The organism is Halomonas sp. A020 (assembly GCF_027943625.1).
Classification (GTDB): Bacteria; Pseudomonadota; Gammaproteobacteria; order Pseudomonadales; family Halomonadaceae; genus Vreelandella; species Vreelandella piezotolerans.
In genome coordinates this window covers 3,852,041-3,867,549 of the sequence record NZ_AP022850.1, presented here as the reverse complement: position 1 = coordinate 3,867,549, position 15,509 = coordinate 3,852,041, and the positions used below count along the sequence as shown (strand labels likewise).

The 15,509-nt window shown below is 53.4% G+C and carries 15 protein-coding genes; 14 read left to right on the top strand and 1 reads right to left on the bottom strand.

The genetic code is table 11. The annotated features are described in order from the left end of the window. Positions 1-2 precede the first annotated feature (2 nt). Positions 3-773 (bottom strand): NRDE family protein, encoded by a 771-nt coding sequence (locus FRH_RS18210; RefSeq protein ID WP_281997470.1) that lies wholly within the window; start codon positions 771-773, stop codon positions 3-5. Between the two features lie 177 nt (positions 774-950). Between FRH_RS18210 and FRH_RS18205 the strand changes: the two genes are divergently transcribed. The 14 genes from FRH_RS18205 (at position 951) to galE (ending at position 15,504) form a co-directional block, all read left to right on the top strand. Further along, entirely contained in the window at positions 951-2,114 is a 1,164-nt protein-coding gene (locus FRH_RS18205) for a response regulator (RefSeq protein WP_340162662.1), read from the top strand. Further along, positions 2,111-2,908, top strand: coding sequence for a sulfite exporter TauE/SafE family protein (locus FRH_RS18200; protein ID WP_281997469.1), 798 nt, complete (start codon positions 2,111-2,113; stop codon positions 2,906-2,908). The genes FRH_RS18205 and FRH_RS18200 overlap by 4 nt, the downstream gene beginning before the upstream one ends. A gap of 50 nt (positions 2,909-2,958) precedes the next feature. Next, positions 2,959-3,747: a prolipoprotein diacylglyceryl transferase gene (gene lgt / locus FRH_RS18195; protein WP_281997468.1), complete on the top strand. Its 789-nt coding sequence runs from the start codon at positions 2,959-2,961 to the stop codon at positions 3,745-3,747. Between the two features lie 188 nt (positions 3,748-3,935). After that, positions 3,936-4,754, top strand: a complete 819-nt coding sequence (locus FRH_RS18190; protein ID WP_281997467.1) for a thymidylate synthase — start codon at positions 3,936-3,938, stop codon at positions 4,752-4,754. Further along, on the top strand, positions 4,751-5,290 hold the full coding sequence (locus FRH_RS18185; RefSeq protein ID WP_281997466.1) for a dihydrofolate reductase: 540 nt from the start codon (positions 4,751-4,753) through the stop codon (positions 5,288-5,290). Before FRH_RS18190 ends, FRH_RS18185 begins: the two co-directional genes overlap by 4 nt. A gap of 21 nt (positions 5,291-5,311) precedes the next feature. Further along, a complete protein-coding gene (locus FRH_RS18180; RefSeq protein ID WP_281997465.1) occupies positions 5,312-6,067 on the top strand; it encodes a ProQ/FINO family protein in 756 nt (251 codons plus the stop codon). A 263-nt stretch (positions 6,068-6,330) separates the two neighbouring features. Next, complete coding sequence (locus FRH_RS18175) at positions 6,331-7,407, top strand: porin (RefSeq protein WP_281997464.1); 1,077 nt, start codon at positions 6,331-6,333, stop codon at positions 7,405-7,407. Between the two features lie 229 nt (positions 7,408-7,636). Further along, positions 7,637-8,671: a porin gene (locus FRH_RS18170; protein WP_281997463.1), complete on the top strand. Its 1,035-nt coding sequence runs from the start codon at positions 7,637-7,639 to the stop codon at positions 8,669-8,671. 292 nt (positions 8,672-8,963) lie between these two features. Continuing rightward, on the top strand, positions 8,964-10,292 hold the full coding sequence (locus FRH_RS18165) for an oligosaccharide flippase family protein (protein WP_281997462.1): 1,329 nt from the start codon (positions 8,964-8,966) through the stop codon (positions 10,290-10,292). Between the two features lie 11 nt (positions 10,293-10,303). Next, positions 10,304-10,978, top strand: a complete 675-nt coding sequence (locus tag FRH_RS18160; protein WP_281997461.1) for a WecB/TagA/CpsF family glycosyltransferase — start codon at positions 10,304-10,306, stop codon at positions 10,976-10,978. 3 nt (positions 10,979-10,981) lie between these two features. Then, a complete protein-coding gene (locus tag FRH_RS18155; RefSeq protein WP_281997460.1) occupies positions 10,982-11,623 on the top strand; it encodes a glycosyltransferase in 642 nt (213 codons plus the stop codon). 61 nt (positions 11,624-11,684) lie between these two features. Then, positions 11,685-13,034, top strand: coding sequence for a hypothetical protein (locus tag FRH_RS18150; RefSeq protein ID WP_281997459.1), 1,350 nt, complete (start codon positions 11,685-11,687; stop codon positions 13,032-13,034). Between the two features lie 46 nt (positions 13,035-13,080). Then, positions 13,081-14,490: an undecaprenyl-phosphate glucose phosphotransferase gene (locus FRH_RS18145; protein WP_281997458.1), complete on the top strand. Its 1,410-nt coding sequence runs from the start codon at positions 13,081-13,083 to the stop codon at positions 14,488-14,490. 9 nt (positions 14,491-14,499) lie between these two features. Continuing rightward, complete coding sequence (galE, locus tag FRH_RS18140) at positions 14,500-15,504, top strand: UDP-glucose 4-epimerase GalE (protein WP_281998179.1); 1,005 nt, start codon at positions 14,500-14,502, stop codon at positions 15,502-15,504. Positions 15,505-15,509: the final 5 nt, after the last annotated feature.

Below are 15,509 nucleotides of genomic sequence, written 5' to 3'. Positions count from 1 at the left end.
GGCTACCGCGTCTCGCAGAGAACGTTTAGCGTCGTGTCACCCAGATAGCGACCGAAGGGGCCAAAACGCTGTTCGGTCAGGGTGGCGTTGCCTCGGGCGTCGAGCGTCAACCATGTGGTCGCGCGGGTGCCGTACTGCTCGCCAACGATGAAAGCCGCCGAAAGCTGGCGCTCGAGCTCGAGCCCAACGCCGGTATCCGGTAAAAGCGATATCTCCGCCAACGCGGAATCATGCAGCGCACCGCCGGTGTCACGCCGCCAGCGGTGCTCATCGCTGTCTGCCAGCGCCTGTCGCGCGGCCTGCAGTTTGGGCCATGGCGTATTCAAGTCGGCATTCGAAAGCCCATGACACCCAGGGGTGACCTCTCTCAGCGCGACGCCGTCGTACCCGCGGTGCAAGTGCCAACAGTGTTGGGGCGTCGCCACCAGTAAATTGAAGCCCGCGTAGCGCTCGGCATGTCGGCTTGCCAGGGCGTCGAGCCACTCGGCAGGGTCGCTGGCGGTCAGCGCACCCGAGACCAATTCGCCCCGGCTGGGGGCGTTTGCAGGGGTGACTAAGCGCGTGTCGCGCACGTTGGTGAGCGCGGCGACCACGCCATGCCGATTGGCCGCCAGCCACGTGCCCCCGGCTTCTAAATCGCGGCCTCCATATAAAGGAACATCTTGCCAAGTACCTAGTGGCGCAGTAGGGCGCGCATGGAACTCATCGCGATTGCCTGCCAAGCGAAACGGCGTAGCGCTATCGGGCGCCCAATGAAACGTGATTAAACACATACGAAGCCCTTGAACGGCAGCAGGCGTGCCGCTTTGTGTGAGTGGTGTACCGGCGTGGCATGACAGGTGTGCGGTGTCGACGTACACTTAGCACAGAAACGTGCGGCATAAAACGTAAGGATTCACGCCATCGCTCTTTACAAGGCATGCTGCCCTTTGCCAACCAGGAAGTCGAGAATGATGCAACGCTATCAGCGAGAGCACTTCTGGAATGCCGTTATCTGGCCGGTGTTATGGCCACTGCTCCTCGTACAGGCCGCCTTAGTGCTGCTCTGTGTGTTGGTAGGTGCCGTGATTTGGTTAATGTCACCTGGCCAGGCTTCGTGGTCCACCACACTCTGGCTCACGCTGACCCTGCTGCTGGGAAGCTGCCTGAACGTCGGCGCGTTTTTGATGTTGATCAAAGCACGGGCCAAGTTCAAAGATGCCTTGTTCATCCAAGGCCTCAATGAGCTGGAACGGCGCATCGATACGCTGCAGCAAGGCATCATGCCCCATGCGGCGTTGCTGCTGGACGAAGAGAGTCAAGAGCGCCCGCTCAAGCGGCTCACCCGCGCCAACGATCAGCTGGCAAGCTTGGTGAGCGCGTTACAGAAAAGTGGCCATGTCGCTACCGCAGAGACCGAGCAGTCCAAGTCCGACCAAGCGCTGCTGGATGACCTGCACCACCAGCAAAAGCAGCTCAAGCACCTCATGGCAGGAAGAGAGCGTGCCAGAGAAGAGTCGCGTTTGAAATCGGGTTATCTAACGCTCATGCAGCGGGAAGCCGACAGCCTGTTCGATCATCTTGGCACCATGCTGACCGAAGAATCCTCAGAAGCCTGTCGGCAAAACGTCACCCACGTGCGCGAGCGCTTGGCCGATATTCGTTCGCTGTTGGCCAACTTCGTTCAGCAGAGTGTGAACGAAGCCGATACCTACGATCTTCCTCTATCCAGCGAGCAAAGCCCGCGTGTGCTGGTCGTCGATGATGGCCCTGTGAACCTCATGCTCGCGCGGCAAATGCTCGAGTTGCAAGGGCTACACGTTGAAGGCGTGAGTAGCGGCGAACAGGCGCTCGAGCGTCAGCAGTCTGCGTTCTACGACCTGGTATTCATGGATATCTTCATGCCGACACTCGACGGGCTGGAAACCACCCGCCGCTGGCGCCGGTATGAGCATCAGCACGCGACCAAACGAAGTGTCATGATCGCCCTGACCGCCAATGCCGATAACGCCGGGCAAGACGCCTGCAGCGCCGCCGGGCTGGACGACATCCTCGCGAAACCCTACCAGCCCGATACCCTACACGGCATGATCAAAAAATGGTTGCCTAACGCCTTGGAGAAGCCCAACGAATGACCTTCGCAGCCATTTTGGCCAGTTATCTATTGCTCGGTGCCGCTGCAGGCACCATGGCCGGTTTGTTTGGTGTGGGCGGTGGCATCATCATCGTCCCCGTTCTGGTCTTTGCTTTCGGGCTGCAGGGCATTTCCCCCGAGATCACCATGCACCTTGCGGTGGGCACCTCGCTCGCCACGATCGTCGTGACGGGCGCCTCTTCAGCGTTGGGCCACTTTCGCAAGGGGAGTGTGCACCGTGCCTGGTTCATGGCGTTATTACCGGGCTTGATGCTGGGCGCCATTGGTGGGGTCTTCATTGCCGGTAATTTATCCGGCACCGTATTAGGCACCTTGTTTGGCGTCTTCGTGCTCTTGCTGGCCACTAAAATGGTCATGGGGCTGACCCCCAAACCGGGCACGCTGGCCCCCAGCAAATTTGCCATGACCCTCGCTGGAGGCGTGGTCGGGGCCATTTCGGCGCTATTTGGTATCGGGGGCGGGGCGATGACCGTGCCTTGGTTATCGCGCTGCGGTGCCACCATGACGCAGGCGGTGGGAACCTCTGCCGCCTGCGGCTTACCAATAGCGGCAGTAGGAGCGATCACGTTCATCGTGGTCGGCTGGGGCAATTCGCTGCTACCCCCTTGGGCGACGGGCTTCGTCATGTGGCCTGCGTTCATAGGCATCGTTGCGACCAGCGTGCCGTTTGCCCGTCTTGGCGTGCGCTTGGCTCACGTGTTACCCGCCCATGTCCTACGTTACTGTTTCGCTGCGCTGCTCGCTGTGGTGGGGATACGCTTCATACTGGCGTAACCCCGCCATGACAGGCGATGGCATGTCTTTTATTCAATTAGAGAAAGTGAATGATCAACTACCCAACGATAGATCCTGTCGCGATTTCCCTCGGCCCGTTGCAAGTGCATTGGTACGGCCTCATGTATGTGGTCGGCTTCGTGGCGGCGTGGTGGCTAGGCTGCAAACGTGCCCCGCGTCTAGGAATGAACAAAGACGACATCGGCGATTTGCTCTTCTACTGCGCCATTGGGGTGGTGGCCGGTGGCCGCTTAGGGTACGCGCTGTTCTACGGCTTAGAGCAGTGGCTGGCTGACCCGCTATGGATCTTCCGCGTTTGGGATGGCGGCATGAGCTTCCACGGCGGCTTGATAGGCGTACTGCTGGCCGCTTGGCTATTTGCCCGCCGCAAGCATCTGGCTTTCTTTACATTGACCGATTTCATTGCACCGCTCGTGCCCATTGGCCTTGGCGCAGGGCGCATTGGTAACTTTATCAACCATGAGTTGCCCGGCCGCGTGACCTCGCTCCCCTGGGGCATGCCCTTTCCCGGAATGGGGCCTGAACCCCGGCACCCATCGGCGCTCTACGAGGCGCTATTAGAAGGCGTCGTGCTATTTGCGATCCTCTGGTGGGTGTCTGCCCAACCCCGCGCACGTGGGTTCGTTTCAGGTCTTTTCCTGTTGGGTTATGGCGTCTTCCGCTTCATGGTCGAGTTCGTACGCATGCCCGATGCCCACATCGGCTTCATCGCTTTCGGCTGGGTCACCATGGGCATGCTGCTTACGTTACCTATGATCGCACTTGGGCTGGTATTCATAGCGTGGTCGCGTCATCAGCCTGTGGATGCCAAGGGGTGAGTAGTGAGTAGTGAGTAGTGAATGAGTGGTGAGTAGTGAGTAGTGAGTGGTGAGTAGTGAGTGGTGAATGGTGAATGGCGGGGGCACGCTCTCGTTGGTAGCCAATCAACACTGGGCGGCCTAGAATACAACCCCACATCCGCTGTTAATTTGGAACTTCTGTGACTGTCACAACGCCCACGCCTACCATGACATCAACGTTGCCCGCGTTGGAACAGCCTTACCTAGACCTGATGCGCACCGTGCTGGAGCAGGGCGTTGATCGCGGCGACCGCACCGGTACGGGGACGCGCTCGGTGTTTGGGCATCAAATGCGCTTTGATTTGTCCCGCGGCTTTCCACTGCTGACGACCAAAAAGCTACATTTGCGCTCCATCATCCACGAGCTTTTATGGTTTCTGAAAGGGGATACCAACATTGGGTATCTCAAAGAGAACGGCGTGCGTATTTGGGACGAATGGGCCGATGAGCACGGCAACCTGGGGCCTGTGTATGGCTACCAGTGGCGTAGCTGGCCAAACCCCAAGGGCGGCAGTGTAGATCAAATCGCCAATGTCCTCGAACAGATCCGCACGAACCCCCAGTCGCGTCGTTTGATCGTATCGGCATGGAACCCTGGTCAAGTCGATGAGATGAAGCTGCCGCCTTGTCACTGTCTGTTTCAGTTCTACGTCGCCAACGGGCGACTCTCCTGCCAGCTTTACCAGCGCAGTGCCGATATTTTTCTGGGCGTGCCGTTCAATATCGCCAGTTACGCGTTGCTGCTTAGCATGGTGGCCCAGGTCACGGGCTTACTGCCGGGGGAATTCGTTCACACGCTAGGAGACGCGCACCTGTACAGCAACCATTTGGAACAGGCGAACGAGCAGCTTGAGCGCACACCCATGCCACCGCCCAGGCTCGTGCTCAATCCAGAGGTCACGAACCTATTCGACTTCACCTTCGATGATATTCAGATCGAAGATTACGCGTCCCATCCGCATATCAAAGCAAAGGTAGCCGTATGAGTCAGCAAGCCACCGCCTATGAACCGCTGGTGCCCGTTGCGATGATCGTCGCCATGGCCAAGAATCGCGTCATTGGCGTCGATGGCAAGCTACCCTGGTACTTGCCTGAAGATTTGAAATTCTTCAAACGCATGACCCAGGCCAAGCCGCTGGTCATGGGGCGTAAAACCTTCGCCTCCATTGGCAAGCCGCTGCCCAATCGTCTCAATATCGTCGTGACTCGGGATGCCCAGTTTAGTGCTGAAGGCGCGCGGGTGTGCCATGAGCTACCGGCTGCGTTAGCGCTGGCCGATCAGCAGGCGACGATCGAAGCGGCAGAAGAAATCATGGTCATGGGCGGCGGCGAGATTTACCGTCAATCCTTACCGTTTGCCCAACGTCTCTACATCACGGAAGTCGATATAGAGGTGGAAGGCGATGCGCACTTCCCCGTGTTCTCGACGGAAGAGTGGCAAGAAGTTCAGCGAGTCGCCGGGCAGCCCGCAGAAGGGCAGCCAAATTATGACTTCGTCGTGTACGAGCGTGTCAGCGACTGATTTGGGTCAAAGGAGGGGGTTATGGCCGCCAGCGTACTGCATCTACTAGAAACGTTAGAAACACGGCTCGAACAAAACAAGGCCGAACTCATTGCGCTGCGCGAAGAGAATCAGCAGTTGAAACAGCAGCTAGCCGCGCTATCGACTCGCGCCTCAGGGGAGCCTACGGCATCGCCCGCTGAACACGAGACCGATGTCGCGGCGGCAGAAGAAGTGTCGAACAAAGTACCCGAGCACGTGCCAGCGGCGGTCAGCGAGCCAGCAACGCCAGATGTGCCAGAAGCCGTCACGCAACCCTCGCCGCAAGCGTTATTGAAGCAGTGGTATCAGCGTTACCCACATGCCTTCTTCAAAGGGCACACCAAACCCTTGAAAGTGGGGATTCACCAGGATTTGGCCGAGCGCGAGCCTTGGCCGAGTAAATTGATCCGTCGGGCGCTGGCCAACTACGTCAATTTGCCGCGTTATATCAAATCCATGCGTGAAGGAGCAGAGCGTGTCGATTTAGATGGCCAGCCTGCAGGCAAGGTAGACAAAGAAGCCGCGAAACATGCCAATGAGCGGCGGCAAGAAGCGCCCACGAAAAATCGAATGGAACGTCCGGCTCCCCCCACGAAAAGTCGCACGAATAAAACGCAGCCAGCCGCGAGTAAGTCATCGCCAAACGATGAAAAGCTCCCCGCGAGAACGCCCGTTCCAGAAAAAAGTGAGCAGAAAAAACCGCTTACCATGGAAGAGAAGCTCAAAGGCCTGCAGCAAAAATTCGAAGGGCGCTGAGACCTGAATCCTTGGACGGGGTTCCATAAAAAAACACAAATCGTAAAAAAACACTGTTTTTTTCTATTGCGTTCCCTGGAATCCCGGTATAGAGTTTGACCTGCGAGCATTGGACTATAACAAGGCTTTGTTGAGGACATGTCGCATACCTCCGGGAAAAACCGGCGGATGAGAAAAAGAGCATGGCCCGCAAGCCACTTACTGGCTTCTTCGAAGGCCAGTAATAACGATCGAAACAGTAAGCTAGTTAAGGAACCTACATCATGAAAAAGACACTTTTAGCGACTGCTATTGTTGGTGCCCTGGGCGCCTCCGCTGCAGCACAAGCAGCTACCGTTTATGACCAAGACGGCACCAAACTGGACGTCTATGGCCGTATCGCCATGGGTATCGCCGGTGGCGGCGCAGAGTACAACTCTGACGGCCAGAAAATCGACAACAGCGAAGAGTTCGTAGACGTTTACTCTCGTCTGGGTCTGCGCATGAGCCAGGAAGTGACTTCCGACCTGACCGCTTTCGGTCGCGTTGAGTGGCGCTTCACTGGTGACGAGCGCACTGGTCCGAGCGGCAACGGCAACTCTGGCTTCAACGAAGTTCGTCAGAGCTACATCGGTCTGCAAAGCAACCAGTACGGTACTTTCCAAGCCGGTAACTTCGACAGCTTCTACAACCAGTTCGTATCTCTGCCGTTCGACGTATACATCGACCGTGGCCTAGAGTTCTCTGGTCACCCGAAACAGTCTCGCGGCGACTCTATCGGTTACTACACACCTGACCTGCAAGGTTTCACTGCGTTCCTGCAGCTGAAACACTACAGCGAGCGTGGCGAGCTTGAGCCGGTTCGTGAAGAAGGCAACGTAATTGCACCGCAAGGTGGTGTTCGTTACCAGCAAGGTCCGTTCACTGTAGGTCTGGGCTTCGTTGAAGACGTCGTTCGTGGCGGCGGTAACGGCGAAATGCTGGGCGGCCTGATCGGTTCTTACGACATCAACGACCAGTTCTCTGTTCGTCTGGGCTACGAAGGCCGTGAGAACAGCGATACTCTGGGCGGCGGTTACGACATCGTTGGTCTGGGTGGTACTTACGCCACTGGCCCGTGGGCATTCACTGCTGACGTATACGACGTAAGCGAAGACGGTGCTGATGCAGACGACCGTACTGCATGGGCCCTGGGTACTTACTACAAAGTTTCCAGCAACTTCGACGTGTTCCTGGAGCTGAACCAGCGTGACCAGCAGTCCATCGACGTCACCATCGGTGGCAGCGAAGGTCCTGTTAACGTTGAGCGCGCTGACGGCGACGACATTTACTACCTGACAGGCGCTCGTTACCACTTCTAAGCCTGGGTCAAACCAAGCTTGATGCTGTAACTCCTGTAGTAGTTAATGAACCGGCCCCTTTTGGGGCCGGTTTTTTTGTAGCGATAGAAAGGTCAGGTATCTCCTTCACTCGGGATTCATATTGAGATAACTGCTCATTGCTGGGCTTAATTGTTACAATATAACGTTGCTTTGGTTTGTGTGAGCAATACAAAGCACCAAACGTCACAATTAACCGCAAGGGAAACCGATGAAACGGTCTGTTAAAGCAGTAGTGGTAACGGCAGTCGCAATGGCGCTAGGGGGAGTGGGCACAAGCGTCAATGCAGCGACGCTCTATGATGAGGAGGGCACGCAGTTCGATATCTACGGGCGTCTCGCCATGGGCGTGGCTGGCGGAGGACCAGGCGTCGATTCGGCAGGCCAAAAAGTCAGTGACAGCGCAGAGTTCGTCGACGTGTACTCCAGACTCGGTTTTCGAATGAGCCAACGAATAAGCAACGATGTCAGCGCCTTTGGGCGCTTAGAGTGGCGCTTCACGGGTGACGAGCGCAATACCGAGCAAGGCTTTAATGAGATTCGTCAAAGTTATCTTGGGCTAAAAATCGAACGCTATGGAACAGTGCAGGCCGGTAACTTTGATAGCCTCTACTACCAGTTTGTCTCTGCGCCGTTCGATGTTTACCTGGACCGAGGGTTGGAGTTCAGTTCTACAGGCTTACAGTCGCGTGGCGACGCCATCGGTTATTACACGCCAACACTCAATGGCTTCACCACCTTTTTGCAGGTCAAGCATTACAGTGAGCGGGGTTTGACCGATGCCGAGCAGCGCCGTGAAGGGAGTGTGCTAGCCGCCCAAGGCGGGGTTCACTATCAGTATGGCCCGCTGAGGGTAGGGGTGGGCGCCGTTGAAGATGTGGTTCGTGGTGGCGGTAATGGTGAGATGCTTTACGGTGTGATGGGGAGCTTCCAAGCCACGGATAGCATAAGCGCAAGGTTAGGTACCGAATGGCAGGGGCAGAACACCCAATATGGCGGCGGCTATGAAACGGTGGGGCTAGGCACGACGTATGTGACGGGGCCTTGGGCATTCACGGCCGATTACTATCGTATCAACCGAGACAACCAGGGCAATAGCAACGCCTGGGCAGCGGGTAGCTACTACAAGCTCTCCAGTGCCTTCGACGTCTTTGTCGAGCTGGCAGATAGCGACGCACCAGGGCTTGCTCAGCGTGGTGGCTTGAAAGACGCGTATTGGCTTACCGGGGCCCGTTACCATTTCTAAACATTACACCATAAGCCGCGTTGCAGAGCCCCATCGGCAGCGCGGCTTGAGCTTGTAAGGTTAGCCGCTGATTCTGAAGCGAAGAAAGTAGCAAGGTTTGTGAATTCTTTAGGTATCTTGTGCAAGGCAGCAGCAAAAAGAGTATTATTATACCTTTGGCTAAAGTTGTCTTTTTAAATTATTGGCTTATGAAACGCTAAAGCAACAATGATGCTCATTCTTTATTGATTATTATTCTTATATGGGCGCTAGTTTGACTAAGGCAATGATTTGACCGCTACAAGAGTCACGGATGATCAGGAAAATATTGCAAAGCCAGCTGCTCACTACGTTGGGTGCGCGTGGGCTCGCGGCTGGTGGTACGTTTTTGCTCTCCTATGTGCTGGCAACCTTTGTCAGTATACAGGCGTTTGGTGCCTTTATGCTGTGCCTGTCTCTCATGATTGGCATGCAGGTGTTTGCAAGCCTTGGCACAGACCGAGCCACGTTAAAATATATGGGGGTCGCCACCTCAAATAATAATCGTCGAGAAGTGGCGTGGATCTACAAGCACGCAATGCTCGTCAATCTCATCATGGGCAGTGTGCTGGGCGTAGGCCTATGGCTTGCGGCCCCATTACTGGCAGAAGCCCTACTTTCCACGACCGACCAAGCCATAGAAAGCCTACGCGTTACGGCGCTACTTTCCCCCATCTACAGCATGATTTACTTGTGCAACTTTTTGATGAAAGGCTGGGGTAGGGCGAACATATCTTGCCTATTTGAGATTGGTTGTATTTCCATTGTGCTCAGCCTAGTCGTGCTGGTGTCCACATGGGCGGGGGTTTCCCTTAGTGCCTTCAGCCTAGTCGCCGCACTTGGCGGTATCTTACTGATTTATTTATTCATCGCCTTATGGGTTGTACTTAGTTTTTATCGGCGCAGCGCATTGGTAGTAAAGCCGGAAGTGAGCTTCACAAAAGGTTTTTATCGCCATCTCCCAGATTTCCTACTTGTAGGTATTATTTTTTATTACACCCAATGGGGAGTAGCCCTTGTGCTTGGGGCATTCCACAGTGAAAGCGACGTAGCGCTGTTCAGCTTGGGCTTGCGTCTAGCGATGATTATCGGCTTCATCCTTACCGTATACGACAGCATCTTAGGGCCTCGATTCTCAAGGTTGCAGCATGAACGCGACCATGTAGGGCTGAAGCGGTTAGCGCAGAAAAGTGCCTTTCAAATGAGCTGTTTCGCGCTGCTACCTGCCATCGTTTTCATGATCTGGCCAAGCGACGTGCTAGCACTGTTTGGAAGTGACTATCGCGGTGCTACCGGCGTGGTGAGAATCCTAGTAGTAGGGCAATGGGTGAACGTAATGACAGGCTCGGTCATATTGCTGCTTTTAATGGCAGACCAACAGCAGGCAGCCCGAAATATACTAATCTGGTCAGTAATAGTGGGCGGCATCGCATCCTTATTACTCATCCCACGATACAGTGCTGAAGGGGCAGCGTATGCGCTGCTGCTGTGTCTATTGGTGCAAAACGGCGTGGCGGTGTACGTGGTGAAAAAGAAGTTCGGTTTTATGATGACCGACTGGCGATACGTGGTATCGCGCAAGAACCGTAATGGAAAAACGTAAAGTGAGCGCGAATGATTAAGCTTGAAAAGGAATTTTTCCTCCAAGAAGGCATGGATTACAGCTTTATTAATCCTTTTTCATTGGGAGTCGTGGCACAGGAGCTGAGCGAGCAAGAGTGCGATCGCATTCATTTTTATGCAGATGGCATTGCGGTTGTTCTCTATGTGCGGCTGTTCAAGCAGAAAAAAATTATCCGTACGAGCTTTGATGACACCTCGATTGCCCCCATGGTGTTCACGCATGCACAAGCCAATGGGCTCACTGTGTCATTAATAGGCGGCACTGAAGAGAATATGCATGAAGCTGCTCGGCTACTGCAGCAAAAATACCCCAGCCTAACATTGGCATATGTTCGGTCAGGATATTTTACTGACAATGAAGAGCGTACCCAGAGCCTTCAGCGCGCAGCCAGCTGCGATATCGTCGTGGTGGGAATGGGAGCAGGCAAGCAAGAGCGACTGTTGTTGGACCTACGTGAAACGGGGTGGAAAGGCACTGGGTTTACCTGCGGCGGCTACCTAGACCAGTTTGTGCATGCGAAAGGCCAAGATTACTACCCCGCTTGGGTAGATAAGCTTAACCTTCGCTGGCTTTACCGTATGGCCAAAGAGCCCCGCCGCTTATTAAAACGCTACTTAAAAGATTACCCCTATTTTCTGATTAAATACGGTAACAAGATTGAGTGACTTATGATTCCTAAAAAGATACATTTTTGCTGGTTTGGCGGTAATCCAATGACGGGGCTATACAAAGAGTGTATGGCAACATGGCGGGAAAAGATGCCCGACTTCGAGGTCATTGAGTGGAACGAAACGAACATTGATCGTAGTAACCCTTTTATTAAGTATTGCCTTGATAATAAAAAGTGGGCGTTTCTTTCCGACTATGTGCGCATGGCGGCATTGTATGAGCAGGGGGGAGTCTACCTTGATGTTGACATGGAAGTAGTGCAGTCCCTTGAGCCACTGCTGGATAGCCAATGCTTCCTTGGGTATGAAGACGAAGGACGGCTGAACACGGCAGTGGTGGGCGGCGTACCAGGGCATCATTTCTTCAAAAATGCACAAGCGTTAATTGAAGCACGCCACGAGCAGAAAAAGCCTTACCTGATAGCGCCGGAAGTCGCCAACGCATGTGTTGAGCAAGATGCTAGCGGAATCGATCTCAAACCATGGCACTTTTTCTACCCGTACAATCCCTATGCTAAGGCCCATAACCGTAAACAGCTAATGTATTGTTATATTCAAAGCGACACTTATCTCATTCACCACTGGGGGAAAGGATGGAAAATGGGCATAGGTGAAAAAATTTTTCGAAAGCTTTTTAAATAGTCGTCGGCGAACAGCAAGGCCAAAACATCTTCACAGTAGATAAGGCGCTTGGGAGCAAGGAATGCAACGTCGTTACTCGTTTAGGCATGATATTATTCAATCTCGAAAAAAAGGGCAGTCATTAGTGGCCATTCTAATGATGTTCTTAATCGTGGGATTAGGCGTGGCGGGTGCTCTATCACCTTGGGATTATAATGTACTGCCAGCAGTGCCTATGATGGAGCTAATGGTGCTGCTGCTATCTGTATTGGTGTTTCCGCCTAAAAGTCGTCTGTCCTGGCTTTTTATGCTGTCGGCAGGCGCTTATCTTTTAGCTACTTTTATCATTGCTGTCATCATAAACGATGCTCATATACTTGACTATGTACAAGCCTATAAAGCGTTCTTCTATGTGGCGCTGCTATGCTCGTTTATTGACGAAACGCTATTTAAAAAAGGACATGTCGCTACGTTTTTCTATGTGGTGTTGCTTCTTTTCTTTTTAAAATACTCTTATTCCCGCCTGCTAGGGTTGGACTCTTGGGTCAGTCAAAGGCCAGGTATTTTTACGGAAAATAATTTTGAATTAGTGTTGTTGATATTGTTGCTTTACTTAGTGCTACCTGTCATGCGGTGGCGATTTTTAGCGTTTGCAACAGTCATGCTGATTATCTTTCTGTCTGGCTCGCGAAGCGCATTTCTCTGCTTTGCTGTCGTTTATTTCTTTAGTGTTTTTCGCCTAGGGAAAAGCTTCATCAAGCAGTGGCTGTTGCTCTTTCCGCTATTGGTCTTGCTGGCGTATGGCATTGTCTCCGACCGAATGGATATCTCTCTCGGTGGTGGCGGAAGCGGCACAACTGTGCAAGCACCCAGCATGCCAGCGCCGGAGGCGCCGCAGGGATCCGTAACATCTCCAGAGTCTGGAGAGGCCGTGGAGCAAGAGCCACTAACGTTCCGCTCTTTTCTCGAGCGTGGTGCCTCCATCGATAGGGTGCGCTTCTTGCTTTACTTTCTGGATGAAACAGAAGATTGGCACTGGGGGAACGTCCTATTGGGAACGCAGCCGCTAACGCCCCTTTCGGCGCAGACCTGTGAGGATCTCTCCTACTGGAGCGATCTACATAGCTTTTCAGGAGATGGAAGCTGTTATTCCGTCATTCTGCACTCCTACATCATTCGTGTGCTATTTGACCATGGCGTAGCAGGACTTTTGTTCCTCATCGTGTTTACCGTTTATGCACTGAGAAAGAGTGGCTATAGCTGGGCAGACACACTCTGTGTTCTAGGGGTGCTGTTAGCCTCGTCACTTTCGGTATCCGCCTTCAACAGCGTGTTTGCCGTGCTCTCGATGATCTTTTATCTCGCTCATGAACGAAAGGCCGATAGTGACACGCTTTTGAAGGGTAGTGAGCGAACAGTGCAGAAAGTCTGAAAAGCCGGTGCCGCCCTATAATTAGAGAGTAAGTAGAGACCTAGCGATGCAATCACAGAGTAAATTTAAGCGCGCTCAGAAAAGGGGCGTCATCTTTTCAGAGCGCTATCCGCCGAAAATTATTTTCCCAGCTTTCGATATGCTTATCGTGATGTTGTCTGGGTTGCTCGCCTACTTGATCCGTTTCGACACGGTGCACCTGCACGAGCGCTATATGCTCGCGTTGGTGTGCATGGCGCTTCTGGTAGTCGTGGCAAACAGCTCGACAGGTAGCTATCGGCGCTGGCGTATTTCTTCTACGTTTAGCATTCTTTCTAAGCTCCTGCTCGTCTGGGTAGTGATAGGTATCATTGTCACTTCAATTATTTACTTTGCGCATGCCTCTGAGCGCTACTCCCGGTTATGGGTAGGGCTAACTTTACTGTTCTCATTTTTGCTGGCCTCCAGCGCACGGGCACTAGTGCAGTACGGGTTGCGGCGTATACGTATTCGAGGAGGCGCAAGGCGGCCGGTCTTTCTAGTCGGGCCTTCTGGCAATGTACTTCATGTTGCAAGGGGAATGCGCTCTGCTTCCTGGGAAGGGCACTCCATTGCGGGGGTAGAGCGCTTAAATGGCGTTCCATCCCAAGCGCAACTTGAACGCATTGCTAACCGGATTAGTGTCTCAGGCGCTGCAGAGGTATGGATTTGTGTACCGCTAGAAATGGGAGAGGTGGTACATAGCCTTTTTTACACACTACGTAACCACACCGAAGAGATTCGCCTCATTCCGGATTTTAAAGACATGCGGTTGTTAAACCACCGCACAAGCGAAGTGGCAGGGCACCTGGCCATTGATCTGAGTGTTACCCCGATTAACGGCATGTCACGGCTAGTGAAGCGAGCTGAAGATATCGTGCTGGGCAGCCTTATTTCCTTGATGATTCTGCCCGTGTGTTTGGCCATCGCCGTGGTCATTAAAGTCACCTCACCCGGTCCTATACTGTTCAAGCAACACCGTGCAGGCTCCAATGGAAAAGTATTTAAAGTCTATAAATTCCGCTCAATGAAGGTGCACCAAGAAAAAAGTGGAACCGTCACACAGGCAACGAAAAACGATGACCGCCTAACGCCGATTGGTGCTTTTTTAAGGCGCACGTCTCTTGATGAATTACCGCAGTTTTTTAACGTGCTACAAGGACGTATGTCCATTGTTGGGCCTCGCCCGCACGCGTTGGCGCACAACGAATATTACAAAGAGCTGGTGGAGTCCTATATGCGTAGGCACAAAGTGAAGCCCGGTATCACCGGCTGGGCACAGGTGAATGGCCTGCGCGGCGAAACCGAAGCACTCGAAAAAATGCAGCGAAGAGTCGAATACGATCTTTGGTATATCGATAACTGGTCCGTATGGCTTGATTTAAAGATCATTTTTATGACGGTGTTCAAAGGCTTTAAACATGCTAACGCCTATTAGTAGGAGCGCATCATGATCTTAGTAACAGGCGGAACGGGCTATATTGGCTCCCATGTGGCAGTAGAGCTGCTGGAAGCTGGCCACCGCGTCGCTATTTTAGATAATTTGGTGAATAGCGATGTGTCGGTGATTGAGCGAATTGAAAACATAACACGCCAGCGTGTGGCATTTTATCAAGGCGATGTGCGTGACTCAGCACTGCTAGCGACTGTTTTTCAAAACCATCCCATCGAAGCCGTCATTCACTGCGCAGGCCTTAAAGCCGTTGGTGAAAGCGTTGCTGACCCGCTCGCTTATTATGATGTCAACGTGTACGGAGCCATTGCCCTTTGCCGAGCGATGGCCAAGGCTAACGTCAAGCGGCTGATTTTCAGCTCTTCTGCGACTGTTTATGGCGTAGAAGCAACACCACCTTACTGCGAAACCATGGCTCGGGGCAGTTGCACCAGCCCCTATGGTTCCTCCAAAGCAATGGTGGAGAAACTGTTAGAAGATTTAGGCAGTAGCGACCCCGAGTGGTCAGTGACAATTCTGCGCTATTTCAATCCTATTGGGGCTCACCCTAGCGGTATGATTGGTGAGTCTCCTCAGGGAATCCCCAACAATTTAATGCCTTATATCAGTCAAGTGGCGGCAGGGGTATTGCCTGAGCTGTTAGTGTATGGAAACGACTACCCAACCCCTGATGGCACCTGCGTCCGCGATTACTTGCACGTGGTCGATCTTGCTAAGGGGCATCAAATGGCACTTAAAACGCTGATGCAGCCAGGGGTGAAACACTACAACTTAGGCACGGGGCAGGGGGTGTCTGTCAAGCAAATGATAGAAGCCTTCACACAAGCCACCCAAGTGCCAGTGCCTTACCGTTTCGCACCGCGTAGAAGCGGGGATATCGCTGCTTTTTGGGCCAGTGCCAATAAAGCGCAAAGCGAACTTGGCTGGCAAGCCCACAAGAGCTTGCATGAAATGATGGTAGATACCTGGCGGTGGCAGCAATACGTCGCCCAACGCTAGACCGC